The organism is Flavobacterium oncorhynchi (assembly GCF_002217355.1).
In the GTDB taxonomy this organism is placed as follows: domain Bacteria; phylum Bacteroidota; class Bacteroidia; order Flavobacteriales; family Flavobacteriaceae; genus Flavobacterium; species Flavobacterium oncorhynchi.
Genome location: NZ_MUHA01000007.1, coordinates 598,325 through 619,142, shown reverse-complemented (window position 1 = coordinate 619,142; position 20,818 = coordinate 598,325). Strand labels below are relative to the sequence as shown.

The window sequence follows — 20,818 nt, the reverse complement described above, 5'->3', positions numbered from 1 at the left end:
AAATCCTTTTAAATCTGCGTGAAAGAAAAACTATTTACCTCTTTCTAAAATCTCTTCTCCATTTAAATAATCAGAAGGTCTTTGTCCTAAAATCTTGAAGAATGTGTTGCTGAACGTTGGAACACTATTATAACCAACTTCTTCGGCTACCTCTTTTACCGAAAGTTTTCTTTCTAATAAAAGTTCAATTGCTTTTAAAATTCGGCGAATAGTATAATATTGAATAAAAGACATATTAAGATCTTTTTGAAACAAGCGATACAAAGAGCGTTCGCTGTAACCAAATTCATGCGCAACATCGGCAAAGAGAATCGTTTCGCCCAAATTATTCTCAATATAACGAAGAATTTTACTAAGTCGTTTGTCTTTTGGCTGTGGTAATTCTAAAGGTAAATTATTAGTACATATTTGAGGCAAAATCGCTTTTATCGCTTTTGCAATGGCAAAGTTCGGAGTTCCCTTTTTAAGATCACCATTCCATCGATTGGTAAAAAGCATCATTTGCAACAGTAAATTATTGACTGGATAAATTCCTTCTACTTTATAAAAGTCGTCTTCGTCTTTTTCGACTGGAAAATACAAATTTCGCATCGTAACACTTTCAGATTTTGGTTCGATGCTGTGCTCCACTCCACTCGGAATCCAGATAAAATGTCTTGCCGGTAAAAAATAGGTTTTGGTTTCAGTCGTTACAAAAACGACATCGCCTTCAGCATACAGCAATTGTGCTTTAACGTGTCGATGCGGAGGCACAAATAATTCGCCCATCAAATCGTGGTGGCAGTAAATGCTTTTTTTATCGGCATCTACTTTCTTTATGTAATATTTATCGAGTTTTTGACCGGAATGTTCCATAATATAAAGATAGGAAGAAATTTAACCGCAAAGCACACAAGGTAAAAGCGCAAAGTTCGCAAAGATTAAATAAAACCTTTGCGAACTTTGCGTAAAATCTTAGCGTCTTTGCGGTTAAATAGTAAAAACAAAAAAAAGCCTTTCCGTTAAGAAAGGCTTTTAACAACTTAGGCGGTCTGGACGGGACTCGAACCCGCGACCCCATGCGTGACAGGCATGTATTCTAACCAACTGAACTACCAAACCCTGCGTTATTGCGAGTGCAAAAATACAACAGATCTTTGATTTTACAAGCTTTTTAGCGAATAAAATTTGAGAAATTTTTAATTGGTTAAATTCCAATATTTTAAAAATTGAGAACTAAATCAAAAACGAAGAACTTTCTTTCTTTTTAACCGCAAAGGGCGCAAAGATTTACGAGAAGAACACAAAGATTTTCATTTTTGAAACATTTATCCTTTTCCTTTTATTCAACATAGCCTGTGATTTCAGCCACGGGAGACGTGTATATATTCATTGTGTTCTCGTGGTTGAAATCACAGGCTATATTTTAATAAATGAAAAATCTTTGTGGAGTTACTTGCGAAGATTCTTCGTTCCTCAGAATAACAAACTGTGTATTAAAAACAGAAAGTCCGCAAAGCTTTAAAAAACTTTGCGGACTTTGCGTAAATCTTAGCGCTCTTTGCGGTTAAATACAAAAGTGTCTTAAATCAAAAAAGCCATCCACAAAAGTGGAAAGCTTTTCATTGGTCTAACTACTAAACCAGCTACGAGTTACAAAGTCGTAGCAAAACAACACAACTAATCTTAGATACCGTTTTTGGGCAAAAAAGCCTTTCCGTTAAGAAAGGCTTTTCCCAATATTGCGGTCTGGACGGGACTCGAACCCGCGACCCCATGCGTGACAGGCATGTATTCTAACCAACTGAACTACCAAACCTCTGCGTTATTGCGGTTGCAAAGATAGTACAGAATTTCATTTCTGCAAGTGTTTTTGTAAAAAAAATGAAATAAATTTTCAAATGTTTATCCAAAGTTTTGTTTTTCAACCAAATATGTTGTCAATATTTTTTCAAAATTATCGCCAACATTTACCGGAACGTACTTAATTTGGTTCTTTGCGCAGGTTAAAGCCAGATTTTTAAAGTAGGCTTCTACCCTTTTTTCATATTCAATTTTAACATTATCAGCAAAAATCGAAACTTCTTCTCCTGATTCTAAGTCGATAAATTTTCTTGGCGCATTGTCAAAATCAAATTTTAACTCCGTTTCATTATCAACGACATGAAACAAAACTACTTTATGTTTATTATGCTTTAGATGTTGTAAAGCATTAAAAAGCTTTTCGTCATCTTCGGTCTGAAACATATCGGTAAACAAAATAATCATCGAACGACGGTGCATTTTCTCTGCTATTTGATGCAAATAGGTAATTGTATCGGTCGTTTTTTTGACTTTTGGCTGTACTAATAATTCTTCCAGTTTGTTTAAAAGCATTCTATGATGGCGATCACTTCCTTTTTCGGGTGCGTAATATTCGTATTTATCGGAGAAAACGCTTAAACCAACGGCATCGCGCTGTTTCTTTAAAATATTCATCAAAACCGCCGACGCCAAAACTGCAAAACCAATCTTCTTTTCATAAAATGGCTGATCTGATTTTAATTCTGGATAATGCATCGACGACGAATTATCGACAATTAAATGACAGCGTAAATTGGTTTCTTCCTCAAAACGTTTTGTGTATAAACGATCTGTTTTAGCAAACAATTTCCAATCAATATGCTTGGTACTTTCGCCTGCATTATACACTTTATGCTCCGCAAATTCAGCCGAAAACCCATGAAACGGACTTTTGTGCATTCCGGATATAAAACCTTCCACAACCTGATTCGCCAGCATTTCGAGATGCTGAAAACTGGAGACTTTCTCTATTTCCGATTCGATTTTCATTCGGTTTCTTTTTTAATATTTTGTGCTTTATAAAGCAAATCTGTCGCCATAAACAATTTACGCTTCAAGATTGGACTAAAATTAGGGTTTTCTTTTAAGAATCGCTGTACTTCATCATAAGCATATTTAGACGAATATCTCCCAACGGTATTATCCAGCCAGTCTTTCGGGAAGAAAATATCTCCTGTACGCTGAATTTCATCGACTAAATCTAATGAAAATCTAATATATTTTTGTGCACTTTCCTGACGCAGTGGGTGGTGAATATTGCTCAAACCAACTGAAACCCAAGATTCTTTTTCACGATTTGAATCCTCTTTTAAAGATTCCATAAAGGCATTTCGAACTGATTCCTCTTTTGATAATGACGGAAGCAAGAATTCAAATCGTTTCTTTTTATCAGGATTTGTAATTGTTGTTCTTGTTTTTTCCAGAATTTCATCGGCTTTTTCATGTTTGAAAATCGCCAAGTTCATTGCCATATTCGTAAAATCGTCTTCATTTAATTTTAAGCCGGGAATTACAATTTCCTTATTCCAAATCTGATATAATTTAGCTTTCGCCGAATCTGAATAGGCTATCGAACTGAACAATCCGAATAAAGTCTTTTTAATATTCGCCGATAAATTTGCCTGCAAACGTTCATTCAAAACTGTTTCAAGTTGTTTCTGAACTTTATTTTGTTGTTTTTCGGTAAATAATCTCCAATAAATAGTATTCAAATTATTCGAAGCAATTCTTAAAACCAATTCATTTTCTTCTGTTTGAACACCTTTTAAAAAGCAATCATAAGCTTTCTCTGGCGAGATATTTCCTATCAATGTATTTTCATAAAGATTACTATAACTCGATGCTCTTGCAACCTCATCCTTCAGCGTTGCGATGTACTTTAAATTATTCTCGTCAAGAGGAAAAACACCGTATCCAAAACCATTATAATTGTAAACAACAGCAAGTGGTTTTTCAAGTCCAACAGCTTCTTTTAAAACTAGATTTTGCTCTTTAATATTCGCGGTTAAAACTTTCACATTATCTGCATAAACAAAACCAATTTGAAAAATCTGCGGCCAAACATTATCGGTTTTATCTTCTGCTTGTTGTTGAATTTCAAATTTCTTGATTCTGTTTTTAGAGTCGTATTCAATCTTATCTGTAAAAATGGCTCTTCCAGATTTGTTTACCCAAACTTCACTCCATTTTTTCATATCAAGAGGCGTCTCGGCATCCAGAATTTCTACAAGATTATTCCAGTCGGCATTGTCATTGGCGTATTTTAGAATGTACTTTTGGATTCCTTTCTGAAAAGCTTCTTTTCCCATCGAAGCTTCTAACTGGCGCATCATAATTGGTGCTTTGTTGTAAATAATAGCGCCATAAAGCGAGCCTGCATTTTTTAAATTCGCCAAATGCTGCTTTATGGGATGTGTTCCCAAAGATCGATCTTCTGCGTAAGCGGTGGTATAATGAGCTGTGAAAAACTGTAAATTATGATTGACTTTCGGAAAAATTGGGTTCATGATTTTATCTGCCATAAAGTTGGCAAAAACCTCTTTCATCCAAACATCGTCAAACCATTTCATGGTTACCAAATCGCCAAACCACATATGCGAAGTTTCGTGTGCAATCAATTTTGCACGATTTAATTTCTCGCTGTCGGTTGCGCTGTTGTCTAGAAATAAAGTTGATTCTCGATATTGAATTGCGCCAACATGTTCCATTCCGCCATATTGAAAAACGGGAATTGAAGCGAAGTCTAACTTTTGAAACGGGAACTTATAATTGGTATACTTTTCTAAAAAGTTTAAAGATTGTTGATGCAAATTAAAAATAGTATCGGCGCTTACGCGAAATTTTTCCTGACTGTTTTCACGATACAGCATTGTCATTTCTAAACCTGGTTTTTGCGTGGTACTTTTGAATTTTCCGGCAACAAAAGAAAACAAATAGGTACTCATTTTATCTGATTCTCCAAAAGTGTACAAAGTAAAATCGCCTTTTTCTAATTTCTCTTTTACATCGGCTCCAGCCAAAACTGACCAATCTTTTGGCACAGTAAGACTCAATTTATAAGTCGCTTTTATGTCTGGCTGATCAAAACACGGAAACAATGTACTTGCACGATCTGGAACTAATAGAGTATAGAGAAAATCATCATTTCTATTCAACGATAAATTCCCTGCAATGAAGGATATTAAGATTGTATTTTTTCCCATAATTAAAGCTAAGGGAGAAATTACAATATGTCCTTTTTCGTGAACAATTGCCACGCTTTTTCCGTTTACGGCAACTGACTTTATGTTCAACGTTTTTTCTTTAAAATCTAAAAGCAAGGGCTGACTTAGATCAGTCAAATTTAGATTTACTATCAAATGAGCATTTATATTTTCTTCTTTTTGATTTGGAATCTCAAAAGACAAATTATATTGAACATCTGAAATTTGTTTTTTACGAAATTGTGCCAATTGTTCTGAAACACCACTTTCTAAAATCGCACTTTCTTTTTCTTTTGATTGCGAAAAACAACTTGGAATCAATATAACAAAGCAAAGAAAGGTGTATAGATTTTTCATTTTTTTGAAGGAATAATAAGATTCGTTAAAAATAAAGATTCCGCCACGAATTCACGAATTATTTAAAGCAAAAATTCGTGAATTCGTGGCGGAAAGAAATAAAAAAGGTTTGACTTTCGCCAAACCTCTTTTATATAAATCATAATCTTACGATTACAACAAAGCGTCTAAACTATCTGCGTAGGTTTGTTTCGGAGCTACTCCTACTTGTTTTCCTACTACTTCACCGTTATGAAACACCAAAACGGTTGGTATGTTACGCACACCATATTTTGCAGCGAATTCTTGGTTTGCATCTACATCTACTTTACCAACAACTACTTTTCCTGCGTACTCATCGCTTAATTGGTCAATGATTGGACCAACCATTCTACAAGGACCACACCATGCTGCCCAAAAATCTACCATTACTGGTTTATCTGATTTTAAAACTACTTCATCAAAAGTAGCATCTGTTATTGCTAATGCCATAATTTCTTATCTTTTAAAATTATCGTCTGAATTGTTATGTTTCAAACTAGAGTACAAATTTAAAAATTTAAAACAAATGAAACGTCATTAGTAAATTAGTTTTCATTATAAATGTATTGTCTTTAATTATATCAGTAATTAAAACTCTATTTTATCAGTTTAAACTTGCAATTGACTTGCTGTAATCTTTTTAAGAATAACATTCTTTTTTAGCTTACCTTTAATGATCCAGAAAAATTTATCCAGATGAGAGAAACTTTACAACAAATAAAAAACTTTTTTCAGTCGGTTGGTTTTAAAAAATACGCTAAACGCTTTGGTTATTTTATCTTGGGACTCATTGCGTTACTTTTAATTGCCTGTGGAGGATTATCGATTTATTTCAACAGAAATAAAACCGAAATTATTGCAAAAGTAAACGCCAAAATCAACGAAAATATAAATGGCGACTTTCATATTGGCGACTTTCACTATAAGTTTTTAACTGGTTTTCCTAATTTCACTTTGGCTTTAAATGATATCGAGCTCAAAGATAAAAAATGGAATACTCATCATCATACTTTATTAAAAGCCAAAGAAATTGAAGCCCGACTCAATATCTGGAGTTTACTTCATCATGAAGTTAATATTCATAAAATTCTCATTAACAACGCTGATATTTACATTTATAAAACGAAAGACGGATATACAAATTCAGACATTTTTAAACCAAAAAAGAAAAAAGATCCGCAAAAGAAATCAGAAACCGAAACTACAATTGACCAAATCGACCTCAACAATGTTCGGATTACCATAAATAACCAACTCGGAAATAAATTATTTGATTTTGATGTTCACAATTTAAATTCTAAAGTAAATTACGATGGAGACGATTGGAGTACTGATTTATTTCTAGACACTCAAATAAACAGTCTTGCTTTTAATACCGTTCACGGAAGTTTTGCTAAGCAAAAGGAACTAAAAGGGACTTTGAATGTATCGTATTCTGCAAACAAACAGAAAATTGACATTGTAACCAAAGGCTTAAAAATAGGTACAGATTCGTTTGATATTGTGGCGTATTTTAATATCGGAAAAACCAACTCGCTTTTTGGAATCAATATCGACACTCATATTTTATGGAGCAATGCATCAAATTTATTATCGGCAAATATTAGTTCTAAGCTTAACCGATTTAATTTAAAAGAGCCAATTGCCGTAAACTGTGATCTAAAAGGAGATTTAAATGCTCATGATGATCCTAAAATAGTAGTGCAGGCAATGTGCAAAAACAATCAGCTTACAATTCCTGACGGACAGATTAATAATTGTAATTTTAAGGGAATTTTTACCAATAATTTCAAGCCGAAGGAAGGGTTTAATGATCCAAATTCAGCTGTAATTTTAACTCGATTTTCTGGAGAATATCAAAATATTCCGCTTTCAATTCCGCAGTTATCCATCAATAATCTTGAAAAACCTATTGCAACTGGAACTGTAAATTCTGATTTTGATGTCGAAAAATTAAATGAAGTAAGTAATGACAAGTGGATTCATTTTTCTGAAGGTCATGCAAAAGCTAATTTGAACTTTCAGTTTGACATTGTCGATTTATACATCAACAAACCTAAATTTATTGGCAGTGTAAATGTCGAAAACACTTCTTTTGATTTTATTCCGAAAAAAATTCATGCCGAAAAAGTAAACGTGCAGCTTGACTTTACTGAACAGGCTTTACTCATTAAAAAAATCACTTACAAACACAATAAAAACAGCATTATTATCGATGGCAAAATCGATAATTTCTTGAATCTGTACTATGATGCGCCTGAAAAAATGGTTGTAAACTGGAATATTTACTGCCCAAATATTGATCTTAAACAATTCTTGGGTATTTTGACCTCATCTCAAAAAAGCAAAACTGTGGTTAAAAACAAAAAACCAACGATCTCAAATCACTTACGAACAGTAATCGAAAAATGTGCTGTTGTTATTGATATTAAAGCAGACAAAATAAATTACAATAAATTGACCGCTACAAACACAACGGCACGTATACAAATGATCGATTCGAGACTGCTTATAAAAAATGGTTCTTTGCAAACTTCTGGCGGTAGTATAACTTTTAATAGCGAGGTTAAACCCAGCGGAAATAACTATGCTTTTAGCTCAAACGCACAGGTTAACCGAGTTGATATTGCAAGTTTTCTAAAATCGTTTAACAATTTCGGAATCAAATCTTTCAGTCCAAACAACATTAAAGGGCGACTTACAAGCACTGCCAATGTAAACGGTTTTATTAATAGTCACGGAGAATTAATCACCAATTCGATGCACGGCAAACTCGATTTTAATGTTAATCAAGGTGCTTTGGTAAATTTTCAGCCAATTGTAAAAATAGGCAAGTTTGCTTTTCCTTTTCGTGATGTCGAGAATATCACTTTCAGCGATTTGTCTGGTCATCTTAACATGCGCGGCGAACAAGTAGACGTAAACAATTTAACGATAAGTTCCAGCGTACTAAACATTGATGTTGACGGAATTTACTCTTTTGGCCGAGGAACCAATCTCGCCTTGACAATCCCGCTTAGAAACTCTAAAAACGACGCTAAACTCGCCAGCAAAGCTGAGCGAGATGCTGTTCGCGACCGTGGAATTGTCCTGCATTTAATTGCTCTTGATGATAATGGAAAAATGAAGATTAAGTGGGGGAAGAAGGATAAAGAAAAGTAAAATCACTGCCGTTTTTATCATTTAAAAAATGATTCTATAATACATATTTTTTACATTTACTGTAAACAAATTATAAATGCCACAACCAAAAACCAAAACCAGACTCTGGACACGAGAGGAATTTATCGTTGCTCTAAATTTATATCTTACAATTGAATACAAAAAAATCAATCATCAAAATCCAGATGTAATTAAATTAGGCAATTTAATAAACAGAACCCCGAGTTCAATATCTATAAGATTAGCCAACTTTGCCAGCGTTGATCCATATCATCAACAAAGAGGTGCGGGAGGCTTGCAAAATGGCGGAAAAAAAATTCAGTCTATTTGGGATGAATTCTTCAATAATAGAGAAGAATTATTATTTATGAGTGAGGAAATTATTGCCCAAAAAGAGAATACATCTATTAAAAATAAATACGAAAATATTCTTTTAGATCTAAAAGATTTACAAGGAGAAACAGTTATTCGTGAAATAAAATCAAGAGTAAATCAATGTGTGTTTCGAAAAATGGTCTTAACAAACTATTCATCCAAATGTGCAATAACAGGAATTGACATTCCTGAATTACTATTTGCTAGTCATATTGTTCCTTGGTCAAAAAATGAAAAAGAAAGATTAAATATCCAAAATGGAATTTGTTTCTCTGCTCTTTATGATAAAGCCTTTGACAAAGGTTTGATCGGAATAAATGCAAATCATGAAATAATATTTTCGGAAACACTTAAGAAGAAAAAAGGAACAGAATTTTTCGATAGATATTTTAGTTTAATTGAAAATCAAAAAATAAAATCTCCTCATATTGCGCCGCGAAAAGAGTTTCTAGAATATCATTTGGATACGATTTTTAATAAACAAACAGCATTATAATTAAAACCTAGATATTGTAAAAAAAAAGCCACTTCATAAGTGGCTTTTACATTTTCTTAATTTTCAACCTCAAAATAAGGATTTAAAATCTCGGCTAATTCATTTAGCCAGTAATAACCTTTTTCGAGGTTTATTTTCTCGGTTTCGAATGTTTCGCAATCCCGAATTATACTTAAAGCAATTAAATAGTTGATTTGTCGGATTGCTTTTGCCAGACTTTTAGGATCAACTGTTTGGTTGAAAAAATTGGCTAACCGCAATTCGGTTTCTTTTGAAAGGGTGTTTGTACTCATAATCTTAAAGTTTAGGGAAATATAAAACCCATACGGGTTAGCTGTCCTACGCCTTTAAGAGCGTTGCAGTTGTTTCCAATACCGCCAGCATACCGCATGGGCAAAAGTTTTGTCAAGTTCATAATCTTAAAGTTTAGGACTGCAAATGTATTAAAAAAACCTGAGTAGATTATGTGATTTTCTTACATTTCAACTTGTTTACTGTTGTGGAGTTACTTGCGAAGATTCCTCATTCTTCGGAATGACAAACAAGACGATAAATCGTATATTTTTTTCATAATATTTTACTAATCTCCTTGGCTTTTTGCGCTAAAAAAGATAGATTTGAGAAACAATCATAAAATACAAACCATTATGAAAATTCAGATCAACACAGACAAACACATTGAAGGACATGAAAGATTAGAAGCCTATTTTTCTGGTGAATTAGAAAAAGGTTTAGCACGTTTTGAAGATAAAATTACTCGTATCGAAGTACACTTTGGAGATGAAAATGGAGAAAAATTTAGTGTAAACGATAAAAAATGTGTAATCGAAGTTCGTCCTGTAAAATTACAGCCTATTACCGTAACAGAACATGCCGATACGCTCGAAAAAGCTTTTAGCGGCGCTTTGACTAAAGTAAAAAAATCATTGACTACTACTTTCGAAAAATTGAAGGCACATTAATATAACCATCACATACAAAAATGGCATTATCTCTAATCAAGATAATGCCATTTTTTATTTCAATAAACCTGCTGATTCGCTCCACTTTGATTGTAAAAAATATTAAACATATAGAAACATAGATTTTATGATTCAAAAAGAAGGCAAAAAGAAACACGTTTCTTTCGCATAGCTGTTTAGGTGTGTTTAAATAAATGAAACGCCTAATTTTGACTACAAAAACTATGTTTCTATGTGTTAAACAAACTACACTAATAAGCTACAATAAGGCATTCATTTCTTTCCAATGCAGTATTTTGACTGACTCACTAGCTTTTGCAGCGCACTTAACCATTGCTTTTGCAATATCTCTTGCTTCAATTCCTTTATAGGCACTTAATTTTCCAACAAATAGCGGATTGATGACTTTAAAAACCGCTTTAAAGACTTTCTCCAGCGGTCGGTTTTCTTTTCGATCTCCTAAAATCATCGAAGGACGAAAAATATAAGTATGCTCAAAATTTAAATTAATAATATCTTGTTCTGCCTCACCTTTTGTTTTCACATAAAAAACAGATGAATTTACATTTGCTCCAACTGCAGAAACCAAGAAGACTGATTTTGCTCCGTTTTCTTTAGCGAGTTTTGCGGCTAAAACTGGATAATCATGATCAATTTGATAATACACTTTTTTATCTGGCGTTTTCTTTTGCGTTGTGCCCAGCGAAATAAAAACTTCATCTATTTCAATACCTTGCACTACATTGGCTAATGAATTAAAATCGCCTATAAGCGTTTTTAATTTTGAATGCTGCATACTTAAATCTTTTCGAACAACAATTACAACTTGTTCATAAGCATCATTATTCAATAAGTTTTCTAGAATGTACGATCCAACTAGTCCGCTCGCGCCATATACAATTGCTTTTTTCATAAAATAGAAAATTTGTTTTCCCGAAGTTAGAAAATTATCAGCTTACTTTATTAATAACCTTTTGAACCTCGTTATTTATTAAGATAATAATAACGTTTTTCGATATTGTAAGAAGTAAATTTGCAGTCCCAAAAATGACACTTGAAAACAATCGCATAATTGGGATTTTATACCATAATTTAAAAAACACATTCATGAAAAAGCAATTACTCGCATTATTAATCGCAGTTTTTATAAGCTTTGGTGCAAATGCACAAGTAAAAAACCCTGAAACAAATATTCTGGTTTTAATTTATTCGCAAAACGGGGGCACTTATAAAATGGCTAAAGCAATTGCCGAAGGAATTCAGGAATATCCAAACACAAAAGCAATTATAAAAAGAGTTCCCTCAATAAATCCAAAAGAAAAACTAAATTCTGATGTAGAAAAACTGCCAATTGCTGTTATTGATGAATTGGCTAATTATGACGGAATCGCATTTGGAAGTCCTGTTCATTTTGCCAATATCAGTGCCGATATGAATTATTTCTTCAGTCAAAGTATTCCGCTTTGGACTTCAAGAACTCTAGAAGGAAAACCATCAACAGTATTTATGTCTGCAGGATCTGGCGCAGGAAAAGAAGCTGCAATTTTATCTTTCTGGAATATTCTTGCTTCTCACGGAATGATAATTGTTCCTACTGGAATTATGGGGACAACTGGTTTAGACAAATCAGTACCGCAAGGAAATACGCCATTTGGAGCCACTTCATTAACAGGATCAACTGGAACACGACCTTCTCAAAGCGAATTAAATTTAGCGAAAGAACAAGGAAAAGCTTTAGCAAGAGCCGCATCTGGATTGAAAAAGACAGAAAATATCAAAACTGTGAAAACAACTTCTACAGAAATTAAAAGCGATATCAACAAAACTTTAAAAGACAACAATATTGTACTTCCTGAAGCTCCTAAACCAGTTGGAAATTATGTTCCGTATACAATTTCAAATCATAAAGTATACATTAATCAAGTTGCCTTAAAAGACGGGAAAATTTTAAATCCAGGTAAAGTTGGCGCAAATGTTACTGATGAGCAAGCGAAAGAAGCAACATATCAAACAATGTTGAATGTAATTGCAGTTTTAAAAGAAGCTTGTGGAGGTGATTTAAATAAAGTAAAACAATGTGTGCAGTTAACAGGATTTTTTAATACTACTCCTGAATATACACAACACGCTGGAATTATGAATTCGGCTTCAAATTTAACCGCTTTGGTTTTTGGAGAAAAAGGTAAACATGCCAGAGCTACAATTGGCGCAGTTTCACTTCCTATAAATTCGGTTGTAGAAATTCAGGCGATTTTTGAAATTGAATAACATCGTATGATTTAAAACAAAAAGCGGAATACAATTGTATTCCGCTTTTTTTTATGATTTTGGTAAAGGTGCTCCCACTGCAACATCACAGCGATGTCCTGGTTGTCCGTGTGCCGGATTCATTCCTTCGGCTACCTTTTGAGGCGTTTCTGTACTTAACAAAGCTGGAACTGGGTTTGCAGCCGGCGGCGGCGTTACCGTAAAATTTTGTGTCGCTGTTCCGCTTTGCGGAGTTGAAGCTGCAGCGGTTGTAGTTTTTGCAACTGGCGAATTTAAAGGTGCTCCTACTGCAATGTCGCATCTATGACCTGGTTGTCCGTGAGGAGGATTCATTCCTTTGGCCACTTTTGCAGATGCTGCAACTGTAGTTGTAACTACATTTTTTTGATTCGGGTTTACTTGTACCGTTTGAGCAGTCTGCGTTGCTTGAGCCTGTTGTGCAGGAGCAGAATTTAGCGGAGCTCCAACTGCAATATCACAACGATGCCCTGGTTTTCCATGAACAGGATTTAATCCCTTTGTCTCGCTTAAAACTGTATTTGGGTTTGCAGCTGGCATTTGCTGTTGCTGTTGTTCTACCACCGACTTGGTTTTTGCGGTGTCTTTTGCCAAACCTAATTTTACTAATTCAGAAGTTGGTGTGCTCTCCTGCGGTTCTAATTCTTTTTTACAAGAAGTAAAAACTAAGGATGTAATAAATATAGAGCTGATAAGTATTTTTGAATTCATAATGTATCGATTTTAAAGCACTCAAATATACTCGTTTTTTTTAAGATTAAATCCTATAAAGAATGTAAGATCATTTAAGTTTTACTTGAAGTTTCTGTGTGAATTAATTTCGCAAAGACACAAAACCGCAAAGTTTTTATATTGTTCAATACGGTCAAAAAAAATTAATACCTTTAAACTTAAATACTATCTCACATGAAAAAAACATTCTTATTACTTTTATTCGTTGCTGCTTTTGCAAATGCTCAAACTTCAGACAAAGATAAAATCAATCAAACAATTGATGCTTGGCACAAAGCTGCCGGCGATGTAAAATTTGACGCTTATTTTAACTTAATGGCAGACGATGCTATTTTTATTGGAACCGATGCTACAGAAAATTGGACTAAAAAGGATTTTAAAGTTTGGGCAAAACCTTATTTTGACAAAGGAAAAACTTGGAATTTTACGGCCTTAGAACGTCATGTTTTTTTTGATAAAACGGGAAAAACTGCTTGGTTTGACGAATTGCTAAATACACAAATGAAAATATGCCGCGGTTCTGGTGTTTTGGTTAAAGTAGGTAAAGAATGGAAAATTCAACATTATGTTTTGTCAATGACAATTCCAAACGATGAAGTTAATGCTGTAATTAAAATAAAAGCACCAATTGAAGATGCTTTGATTGCAAAGCTTCAAAAAAAATAAACATTTTTCGACTTTATTCTTATAAACATAACTTTTATAGCGCTTTACGGCTTCCTAAATCAAATTAATTATAATACAATTGACAATTTAGGGTATAATTTAGAACGTCAAAATAAAGTAGTCTTAAAAAAAGAACTCAAATTTTACAAAATCAACTAAAATCAAAACACAACCACTATTTTAACAGCCCTAAAAATCTAAATATTTATTTTTTTTTAACTTTGACCCCAAAAAAAATAGGGTTCAATAAAGTATTTGAAAAATGAAAATAGAGAAACGCTGGATCATTTCCTTTATTATTATAAGTATTATTTGCATTACAGGTGCATTTTGGCCAACTGTTACTGAAAACAGTTACGTTTTATCTGAATTTGGCACAACAGAACATATTGTACCTGCCGATGTTGCCTGGATGCTTACCTCTTGTTGTTTGGTTTTAATCATGACACCAGGATTATCTTTTTTTTATGGCGGAATGGTAGGCAAGAAAAATGTCATTTCGACCATGCTTCAAAGTTTTATCTGTTTAGGAGTTGTAACACTTTTATGGGTTGTTGTCGCATTTAGTTTAGCTTTTGGAGATCCTGTTGGCTTTAGTTCTGGAGATCATTTTTACAGTTTCTTTGGCAACCCTACTACTTTTGCTTTTATGGATTATGTGGGCGTTTTACCTCATAAACAATTAGCCAATACAATTCCGTTTATGCTTTTTGCCTTGTTCCAAATGAAATTCGCCATTATTGCTCCGGCTATTATTACAGGTTCATTTGCAGAGCGTGTTCGTTTTATCTCGTATTTACTTTTCATCAGCTTATTTACTATTTTCATTTATGCGCCTTTATGCCACTCTGTTTGGTATCCTACAGGTATTTTAGGAAGTTATTTTGGTGTAAAAGATTTCGCCGGAGGAACAGTTGTTCATATGAGTTCTGGTTTTGCCGCACTTGCAGGCGTTATTGTTTTAGGAAAAAGAAAAAACAGCCAGCATATACCAACTAATATTCCGTTTGTATTACTAGGAACTGGAATGTTATGGTTTGGATGGTTTGGCTTCAACGCCGGTTCTGCACTTGCTGCAAATGGAACTGCTGCTATGGCTTTTGCAACCACAACTACTTCATCTGCCGCAGCGATGTTAACTTGGATTTTCTTTGATCGAATGAACGGAAGAAAAGTTTCGGCACTTGGTGCCTGTATTGGCGCAGTTGTAGGTCTTGTTGCCATAACGCCTGCCGCAGGATTTGTATCAGTTCCAGAAAGTATGTTTTTTGGTTTCGTCACTGCTTTAGTTTCAAACTCTGCTGTAAACTGTCGTTTTTCGAAAAAATTCGATGATACGCTTGATGTTTTTGCCTGTCACGGTGTCGGCGGAATTATGGGAATGATTCTAACTGCAATTTTTGCGCACGGTAAGGATGCAAGTTTGCTGCACGGAGGCTGGAATGTATTTGCACATCATATGATGGCGCTTGTTTTGGTTTCTGTATTTACTTTCTTTGGAGCTTATTTCTTGTTTAAAGTAACGAATTTCATTATTCCGTTAAGAGTTTCTGAGGAATCAGAACATATGGGATTGGATTTATCGCAGCATGATGAATCTCTTGATCCGAAAGCACATTCAATTACTGAACCTCATTACGGGTAAAAATATTTTTTTTTCGCCACGAATTCACGAATTTTCTTTTTAAAATAATTCGTGAATTCGTGGCGGAAAACTTTTAAACCTAATTCCACTATTTTCATTCGTTTATATTCCTTAATTTTGCGGAAAATTTTTGTAAAGTGGGAAGTAAAAATAAACTAAAAAGATTCAGAGAAAACGAAACATTTCAAAACGTTTTTCAACCAACTAGAGAAGAAGTTGTAGGCAACTTAATGCCTTTAAGAGGAAAATGGAATTCTGATTTCTTTAAAAATGACAATCCTTTAGTTTTAGAATTGGGATGCGGGAAAGGTGAATACTCTGTTGGATTAGCTGAAAAATATCCTAACAAAAATTTTATTGGTATCGACATTAAAGGTGCTCGTTTTTGGCGAGGTGCAAAAACTGCTGTTGAAACTGGTCTTCACAATGTGGCATTTATTCGAACTCAAATCGAATTGATCAATCATATTTTTGCAGAAAACGAAGTTGATGAAATCTGGATTACTTTTCCAGATCCGCAAATTAAATACAAAAGAACAAAACACAGAATGACGAATTCTGAGTTCTTGAAATTGTACAAAAAAATCCTTAAAAAAGACGGTGTCGTGAATCTTAAAACCGACAGCGAATTTATGCACGGTTATACACTTGGATTACTTCATGGTGAAGGACACGAAGTTTTGTATGCAAATCATAATGTGTACAAAAATGAGGGAAGCCCTGAGGAAGTTACTGCTTTTCAGACTTTTTATGAAAAACAATATTTAGAAATTAACAAGGCAATTACGTATATTCGTTTCAAGATTAAAGACTAATTTAATTTAAAACCTCTTTTTTAACCTACTAAAACAACTGAATGGCATTATTCACTCCATTACTTTCAGGTTTTATTGCCGCTGCAATTGGGATTATTCCGCCGGGTTTAATCAATATGACGGCTGCTAAGATAAACTTGAAAGAAGGGAAAAAGAACGCCTTATGGTTTGTAATTGGTGCTGTTTTAGTTATTTTTTTTCAGGTTTACGTTGCTGTTTTATTTGCCCGTGTTATCGACAATCGCCCAGATGTTGTGACTTTGCTGCGTGAAGTTGGTTTTGTTATTTTTTCAATCTTAACCATTTATTTTCTATTTATTGCCAAAGAACCTCAAGGCAAAAAGAAATCGAAGATTAAAAAAAGCAGTAAAAAAAGCCGCTTCTTTCTCGGAATGCTTCTTTCTGGTTTAAACTTCTTCCCTATTCCCTATTATGTTTTGGTAAGTGTAACGCTGGCTTCTTATCATCTTTTTGCATTCGAAAACAACACCATTTTTACTTTTGTTCTAGGTTCTGTTTTAGGTTCTTTTGCTGTTTTGTACAGCTATATTGCATTCTTTGGAAGAATTGAAAAGAAAACTGATTACCTAATGCGAAACATGAATACTATTATTGGAAGTATTACGGGTTTAGTTGCCATTGCAACGCTTTTTAATATTTTGAACTATTATTTCGGATAATTTTACAGCCACAGATTAAAATGATTTTTTTACTTTGTGGTTAAATATTTTTCTCGCAGATTTTGCAAATCACGCAGATAAATCTATTTAATCCTTATAATCAGTGGCAAAAAAAACTTAATTTATGGCTGAGGAAAATTTTTTCGAAAGAGTTTATGTAATCGCCAGACAAATTCCGTTTGGAAAAGTAACTTCATATGGTGCAATTGCAAAAGCTTTAGGAACTGCTCGCTCTGCGCGAATGGTTGGCTGGGCAATGAACGCCTGTCATAATATGGATGATGTTCCTGCACACAGAGTCGTTAACCAAAAAGGGCTTTTGACAGGAAAACATCATTTTGACGGAACAAATTTAATGCAGCAGCTTTTAGAAAACGAAGGAATAAAAGTGGTGAACAATCAAATTGTAGATTTCGAAAAACATTTTTGGACTCCGGAAATTTCTACCATATAAGTGATATAAGTTAATTTGAACTGGGCTCAATACTATATGACAAACTTTGATTAAAACCAAAGTTTAAAGTTGGTTTGCGCATTTTTGTCATTTCGAGGAACGAGAAATCTTCATTAGAAACTCTACAAAGATTGATCCTTTTTGGAGCGGAGTTACTTGCGAAGATTTCTCGTTCCTCGAAATGACAATCCTTGTGGTTATTTAGTGTAAAACTAAAGCTCCTTACGCTCTTGATTTTAAGCTTTCCCAAAGTTGGTTAACGACAGGAAATCACATACTTTTTAAATGAACTTATATCACTTATATGGTTCAAAAAACTAAATCAAACAAATCACAAAGCTTGTTTTATCTTCGTCTGTCTGATAGCTTAAATAACCGCCGTGAGCTTCAATAATATTTTTTGAAAGTGTTAACCCAATTCCAGCGCCGTCTTTTCTGGTGGTGAAAAAAGGAAGAAATATTTTGTCTTGAATTTCTGGATCAATTCCTTTTCCGTTATCTGAAATTATGATAAAAAAACGGTTATTTTCTGTATAACTCGACAAAAATAATTGCTTTTCTCTTTTTCCTTTCAGGGCATAAATACTATTAGTTATCAAATTTATGATTACCTGTTCCATCTGGTTTTTATCAATCAAAATAGAACGTGAACTATTAATTTCATTTATCAGCTCAATTTTTTCGCTTTTCAAAATAGGATTCATTACCCGCAGACAATCGTCAAAAAGAGCATTAATCTGCGTCATTTCTTTCACCGGAGTTGGCAGCATGGCTAGTTTACGGTAACTTTCAACAAAATCCTGCAAATGATCACTTCTATTTATAATGGTCGAAATACTGCTTTTTATATCTTCAAAATCATCTTCTTCCAGTTTTTCCTGATCTACAATTTGAAGTAAATTTTGCGAAAGTGCTCGAATAGGCGTCAAAGAATTCATTAATTCATGCGAAATAATTTTCATCAAATTAATCCACGCTTCTTTTTCCTTTTTCTCGATAACACGTTGAATACTATCTAATAAAATGATAAAATACTCTTTTTCATACGTTTGAGTTCTCGAAGTCTGCAGTATAAAAGTCTGCAAATCCTGATCTTCAATTTTAATTGAAACAGCCGATTTTAATTCGCTGAATTCTTTTTTCTCAATTTCATAACAAAGCGATGGCAGATAATTTTTAAGATATTTCCAATGACTGACTTTTGGAACTTTAAATAAACGAGAAAAACAGTCATTCATTAAAAAAATCTTCCAATCTTCATCTTCTTTTTCTAGAATTACGGCTGCAGTATCAATATTATTTAATAAGGACTGATAAATAAGTTCTTTTGAAGTTTGTTCCTGATGCCTTGATTTTAGAGCTTCATACAAAGCATACAAACTTTTAAAATTGTCCTTTTTATTCTCTTCAGGAAAGTTTGTAGAAAAATCATCTTGCAAAATCGACAGCAGTGTTCTGTCATAAAACTGCAATTTACTTTTTACATAAAAATACATTTCGGCAAGCATTATCAGAGCAAAAGAACCAACTAAAATTGCATTGAAATAAAACATTTTATAGATTAGAAAAAAACAAAAGAAAAAGAGCATCATTACGAACAAAACTCGTATAAAAAAGGCATTATGAAATTTCCAGTTCTTCATTATTTTGTTTGAATTGCCTCCAGCTTTAGCTGGAGAGGTAAAATTATTTACAAAGGGGCTTTAGCCAAACATAAACATTTTGGCTAAAGCCTCGAATATTATCTTATTAAATTCACATCTAGCTAAAGCTGGACGCTACTCATTTTCTTTTGTCCCTAATTCTTTAAATCATATTTTTCAATTCTTCTATACAATGCAGCTCTTGACAATCCAAGTTCTTCGGCTGTTTTACTTATATTTCCGTGATGTTTAAAAAGGGCTTTTTCGATAGCCGTTTTCTCCATTTCAGACAACGGATTTTCATCATTTTCTGGAGTTTCTTCAAAATCTAAAATATCCAGATCATGTACAGAAATAGTATTGTTATCGGCTAAAATTAAAGCGCGCTCAATTTTATTTTCCATTTCACGAACATTTCCTTTCCATGGATATTTCTCTAAATATAGAGCCGCATTTTCCTCAAAATGCCAGTTTTCTTGATTGTATTTTGCCGCAATCTGATCTAAAACAAAATGCGCCATCGGAACAATATCTTCTTTTCGTTCACGAAGAGACGGCAGATTTATTTCCATAGTATTAATACGATACAGCAAATCTTCTCTAAAGGTTTTATTTTTTACTTCGGCTTTAATATCATTGTTTGTAGCCGAAATAATTCTCACATTTAAAGGTCTTGCTTTACTTTCACCTAAACGAGTAACGGTTTTGGTCTGAAGCACATGCAATAGTTTTGATTGCAGATGAAGCGGAATATTTCCTATTTCATCTAAAAAAATAGTACCGTTTTGTGCCATTTCAAATCTACCTGCGGTATCCGTTTTTGCATCTGTAAAAGCACCTTTTGCATATCCGAAAAGTTCACTTTCGAATAAATTATCGCTCAAAGAACCTAAATCAACATGAACAAAGGCTTCTTTTTTACGTTCGGAATTTTGATGAATATACTCAGCAAAAACATATTTCCCTGTTCCGTTTTCGCCCAAAATCAAGACATTTACATCTGTTCTGGCTACTTTTTCGGCAATAGAATAGGCTTGTTTTATTTTTTGAGAAGTACCAATAAAATAACGTTTTTCGGTTTTTTCTACGAGTGGCTTTTTGCTGTTTTTTCTGCTCTCTGAAACAGCTTTATCAATAATTTCCAGTAGTTTTTCGTTATGCCAGGGTTTTAAAACATAATCAAAAGCACCAATTTTAATGCCTTCAACTGCTGTATCAATTTTACCAAAAGCAGTCATTAAAATCACAACTGTTTGCGGCGAAAATGTTTTGATTTCTTTAAGCCAATGAATTCCTTCGCGGCCATCTTCAAAACCAATTCTATAATTCATGTCGAGCAAAACAACATTAATTTCATTTTCGTTCAAAATCGAAAAAATTTTCTTTGGACTATTTGTTGTAAAAATCGTTTCAAAATGTTTTTTCAGAATCATTTTGGCCGAAAAAAGAATTTCCTCCTGATCGTCAACAATTAATATTTGGGCTTGCTTTTTTCTCATG

At 33.6% G+C, this 20,818-nt stretch carries 18 protein-coding genes and 2 tRNA genes; 9 read left to right on the top strand and 11 right to left on the bottom strand.

Annotated features, from left to right (window positions below; genetic code table 11):
- Positions 1–30: 30 nt before the first annotated feature.
- From B0A75_RS08180 to trxA, 6 genes are all read right to left on the bottom strand, one after another.
- Positions 31–855, bottom strand: a complete 825-nt coding sequence (locus B0A75_RS08180) for a helix-turn-helix transcriptional regulator (RefSeq protein WP_089053784.1) — start codon at positions 853–855, stop codon at positions 31–33.
- A gap of 172 nt (positions 856–1,027) precedes the next feature.
- Positions 1,028–1,101, bottom strand: a tRNA-Asp gene (locus B0A75_RS08175).
- Between the two features lie 623 nt (positions 1,102–1,724).
- A tRNA-Asp gene (locus tag B0A75_RS08170) sits at positions 1,725–1,798 on the bottom strand.
- 86 nt (positions 1,799–1,884) lie between these two features.
- A complete protein-coding gene (locus tag B0A75_RS08165) occupies positions 1,885–2,811 on the bottom strand; it encodes a DUF58 domain-containing protein (protein ID WP_089053783.1) in 927 nt (308 codons plus the stop codon).
- Entirely contained in the window at positions 2,808–5,381 is a 2,574-nt protein-coding gene (locus tag B0A75_RS08160; RefSeq protein ID WP_089053782.1) for a M1 family aminopeptidase, read from the bottom strand. Before B0A75_RS08160 ends, B0A75_RS08165 begins: the two co-directional genes overlap by 4 nt.
- Before the next feature lie 153 nt (positions 5,382–5,534).
- On the bottom strand, positions 5,535–5,852 hold the full coding sequence (gene trxA / locus B0A75_RS08155; RefSeq protein WP_012023423.1) for a thioredoxin: 318 nt from the start codon (positions 5,850–5,852) through the stop codon (positions 5,535–5,537).
- Positions 5,853–6,098: 246 nt separating this feature from the next.
- On the opposite strand from trxA, the gene B0A75_RS08150 reads away from it, so the two are divergent.
- Both B0A75_RS08150 and B0A75_RS08145 read left to right on the top strand, forming a co-directional pair.
- Entirely contained in the window at positions 6,099–8,564 is a 2,466-nt protein-coding gene (locus B0A75_RS08150; RefSeq protein ID WP_089053781.1) for an AsmA family protein, read from the top strand.
- A gap of 76 nt (positions 8,565–8,640) precedes the next feature.
- A complete protein-coding gene (locus tag B0A75_RS08145) occupies positions 8,641–9,435 on the top strand; it encodes an HNH endonuclease (RefSeq protein WP_089053780.1) in 795 nt (264 codons plus the stop codon).
- A 56-nt stretch (positions 9,436–9,491) separates the two neighbouring features.
- Here the strand turns inward: B0A75_RS08145 and B0A75_RS08140 are convergent, their stop codons facing one another.
- Positions 9,492–9,728: a hypothetical protein gene (locus tag B0A75_RS08140; protein ID WP_089053779.1), complete on the bottom strand. Its 237-nt coding sequence runs from the start codon at positions 9,726–9,728 to the stop codon at positions 9,492–9,494.
- Between the two features lie 354 nt (positions 9,729–10,082).
- On the opposite strand from B0A75_RS08140, the gene B0A75_RS08135 reads away from it, so the two are divergent.
- A complete protein-coding gene (locus tag B0A75_RS08135; RefSeq protein ID WP_089053778.1) occupies positions 10,083–10,397 on the top strand; it encodes an HPF/RaiA family ribosome-associated protein in 315 nt (104 codons plus the stop codon).
- Between the two features lie 259 nt (positions 10,398–10,656).
- Here B0A75_RS08135 and B0A75_RS08130 read toward each other — a convergent pair whose 3' ends face one another.
- Positions 10,657–11,310 carry an NAD(P)H-binding protein gene (locus tag B0A75_RS08130; RefSeq protein WP_089053777.1) on the bottom strand — a complete coding sequence of 218 codons (654 nt, stop codon included), beginning with the start codon at positions 11,308–11,310 and terminating at the stop codon, positions 10,657–10,659.
- Between the two features lie 194 nt (positions 11,311–11,504).
- Between B0A75_RS08130 and wrbA the strand changes: the two genes are divergently transcribed.
- Positions 11,505–12,665: an NAD(P)H:quinone oxidoreductase gene (gene wrbA / locus B0A75_RS08125; RefSeq protein ID WP_089053809.1), complete on the top strand. Its 1,161-nt coding sequence runs from the start codon at positions 11,505–11,507 to the stop codon at positions 12,663–12,665.
- 51 nt (positions 12,666–12,716) lie between these two features.
- Here the strand turns inward: wrbA and B0A75_RS08120 are convergent, their stop codons facing one another.
- Positions 12,717–13,394 (bottom strand): hypothetical protein, encoded by a 678-nt coding sequence (locus B0A75_RS08120; protein WP_089053776.1) that lies wholly within the window; start codon positions 13,392–13,394, stop codon positions 12,717–12,719.
- Positions 13,395–13,589: 195 nt separating this feature from the next.
- Between B0A75_RS08120 and B0A75_RS08115 the strand changes: the two genes are divergently transcribed.
- The 5 genes from B0A75_RS08115 (at position 13,590) to B0A75_RS08095 (ending at position 17,675) form a co-directional block, all read left to right on the top strand.
- The gene (locus B0A75_RS08115) at positions 13,590–14,081 is read left to right on the top strand and encodes a nuclear transport factor 2 family protein (protein WP_089053775.1); all 492 of its coding nucleotides are present in this window, start codon (positions 13,590–13,592) and stop codon (positions 14,079–14,081) included.
- Positions 14,082–14,343: 262 nt separating this feature from the next.
- On the top strand, positions 14,344–15,726 hold the full coding sequence (locus B0A75_RS08110) for an ammonium transporter (protein WP_089053774.1): 1,383 nt from the start codon (positions 14,344–14,346) through the stop codon (positions 15,724–15,726).
- 137 nt (positions 15,727–15,863) lie between these two features.
- On the top strand, positions 15,864–16,541 hold the full coding sequence (trmB, locus tag B0A75_RS08105) for a tRNA (guanosine(46)-N7)-methyltransferase TrmB (RefSeq protein WP_089053773.1): 678 nt from the start codon (positions 15,864–15,866) through the stop codon (positions 16,539–16,541).
- 41 nt (positions 16,542–16,582) lie between these two features.
- Positions 16,583–17,221 carry a LysE family transporter gene (locus B0A75_RS08100; protein ID WP_089053772.1) on the top strand — a complete coding sequence of 213 codons (639 nt, stop codon included), beginning with the start codon at positions 16,583–16,585 and terminating at the stop codon, positions 17,219–17,221.
- A gap of 124 nt (positions 17,222–17,345) precedes the next feature.
- Positions 17,346–17,675 carry an MGMT family protein gene (locus tag B0A75_RS08095; RefSeq protein WP_089053771.1) on the top strand — a complete coding sequence of 110 codons (330 nt, stop codon included), beginning with the start codon at positions 17,346–17,348 and terminating at the stop codon, positions 17,673–17,675.
- 317 nt (positions 17,676–17,992) lie between these two features.
- Here the strand turns inward: B0A75_RS08095 and B0A75_RS08090 are convergent, their stop codons facing one another.
- On the bottom strand, positions 17,993–19,318 hold the full coding sequence (locus B0A75_RS08090) for a sensor histidine kinase (protein ID WP_089053770.1): 1,326 nt from the start codon (positions 19,316–19,318) through the stop codon (positions 17,993–17,995).
- 155 nt (positions 19,319–19,473) lie between these two features.
- A complete protein-coding gene (locus B0A75_RS08085; RefSeq protein ID WP_089053769.1) occupies positions 19,474–20,817 on the bottom strand; it encodes a sigma-54-dependent transcriptional regulator in 1,344 nt (447 codons plus the stop codon).
- Between the last annotated feature and the right edge of the window lies 1 nt (position 20,818).

Excerpts from the sequence above, each read along its gene's own strand:
- B0A75_RS08180 (WP_089053784.1), bottom strand. The coding sequence starts at position 855 with ATGGAACATTCCGGTCAAAAACTCGATAAATATTACATAAAGAAAGTA.
- B0A75_RS08165 (WP_089053783.1), bottom strand. The coding sequence starts at position 2,811 with ATGAAAATCGAATCGGAAATAGAGAAAGTCTCCAGTTTTCAGCATCTC.
- B0A75_RS08160 (WP_089053782.1), bottom strand. The coding sequence starts at position 5,381 with ATGAAAAATCTATACACCTTTCTTTGCTTTGTTATATTGATTCCAAGT.
- trxA (WP_012023423.1), bottom strand. The coding sequence starts at position 5,852 with ATGGCATTAGCAATAACAGATGCTACTTTTGATGAAGTAGTTTTAAAA.
- B0A75_RS08150 (WP_089053781.1), top strand. The coding sequence starts at position 6,099 with ATGAGAGAAACTTTACAACAAATAAAAAACTTTTTTCAGTCGGTTGGT.
- B0A75_RS08145 (WP_089053780.1), top strand. The coding sequence starts at position 8,641 with ATGCCACAACCAAAAACCAAAACCAGACTCTGGACACGAGAGGAATTT.
- B0A75_RS08140 (WP_089053779.1), bottom strand. The coding sequence starts at position 9,728 with ATGAGTACAAACACCCTTTCAAAAGAAACCGAATTGCGGTTAGCCAAT.
- B0A75_RS08135 (WP_089053778.1), top strand. The coding sequence starts at position 10,083 with ATGAAAATTCAGATCAACACAGACAAACACATTGAAGGACATGAAAGA.
- B0A75_RS08130 (WP_089053777.1), bottom strand. The coding sequence starts at position 11,310 with ATGAAAAAAGCAATTGTATATGGCGCGAGCGGACTAGTTGGATCGTAC.
- wrbA (WP_089053809.1), top strand. The coding sequence starts at position 11,505 with ATGAAAAAGCAATTACTCGCATTATTAATCGCAGTTTTTATAAGCTTT.
- B0A75_RS08120 (WP_089053776.1), bottom strand. The coding sequence starts at position 13,394 with ATGAATTCAAAAATACTTATCAGCTCTATATTTATTACATCCTTAGTT.
- B0A75_RS08115 (WP_089053775.1), top strand. The coding sequence starts at position 13,590 with ATGAAAAAAACATTCTTATTACTTTTATTCGTTGCTGCTTTTGCAAAT.
- B0A75_RS08110 (WP_089053774.1), top strand. The coding sequence starts at position 14,344 with ATGAAAATAGAGAAACGCTGGATCATTTCCTTTATTATTATAAGTATT.
- B0A75_RS08100 (WP_089053772.1), top strand. The coding sequence starts at position 16,583 with ATGGCATTATTCACTCCATTACTTTCAGGTTTTATTGCCGCTGCAATT.
- B0A75_RS08095 (WP_089053771.1), top strand. The coding sequence starts at position 17,346 with ATGGCTGAGGAAAATTTTTTCGAAAGAGTTTATGTAATCGCCAGACAA.
- B0A75_RS08090 (WP_089053770.1), bottom strand. The coding sequence starts at position 19,318 with ATGAAGAACTGGAAATTTCATAATGCCTTTTTTATACGAGTTTTGTTC.
- B0A75_RS08085 (WP_089053769.1), bottom strand. The coding sequence starts at position 20,817 with ATGAGAAAAAAGCAAGCCCAAATATTAATTGTTGACGATCAGGAGGAA.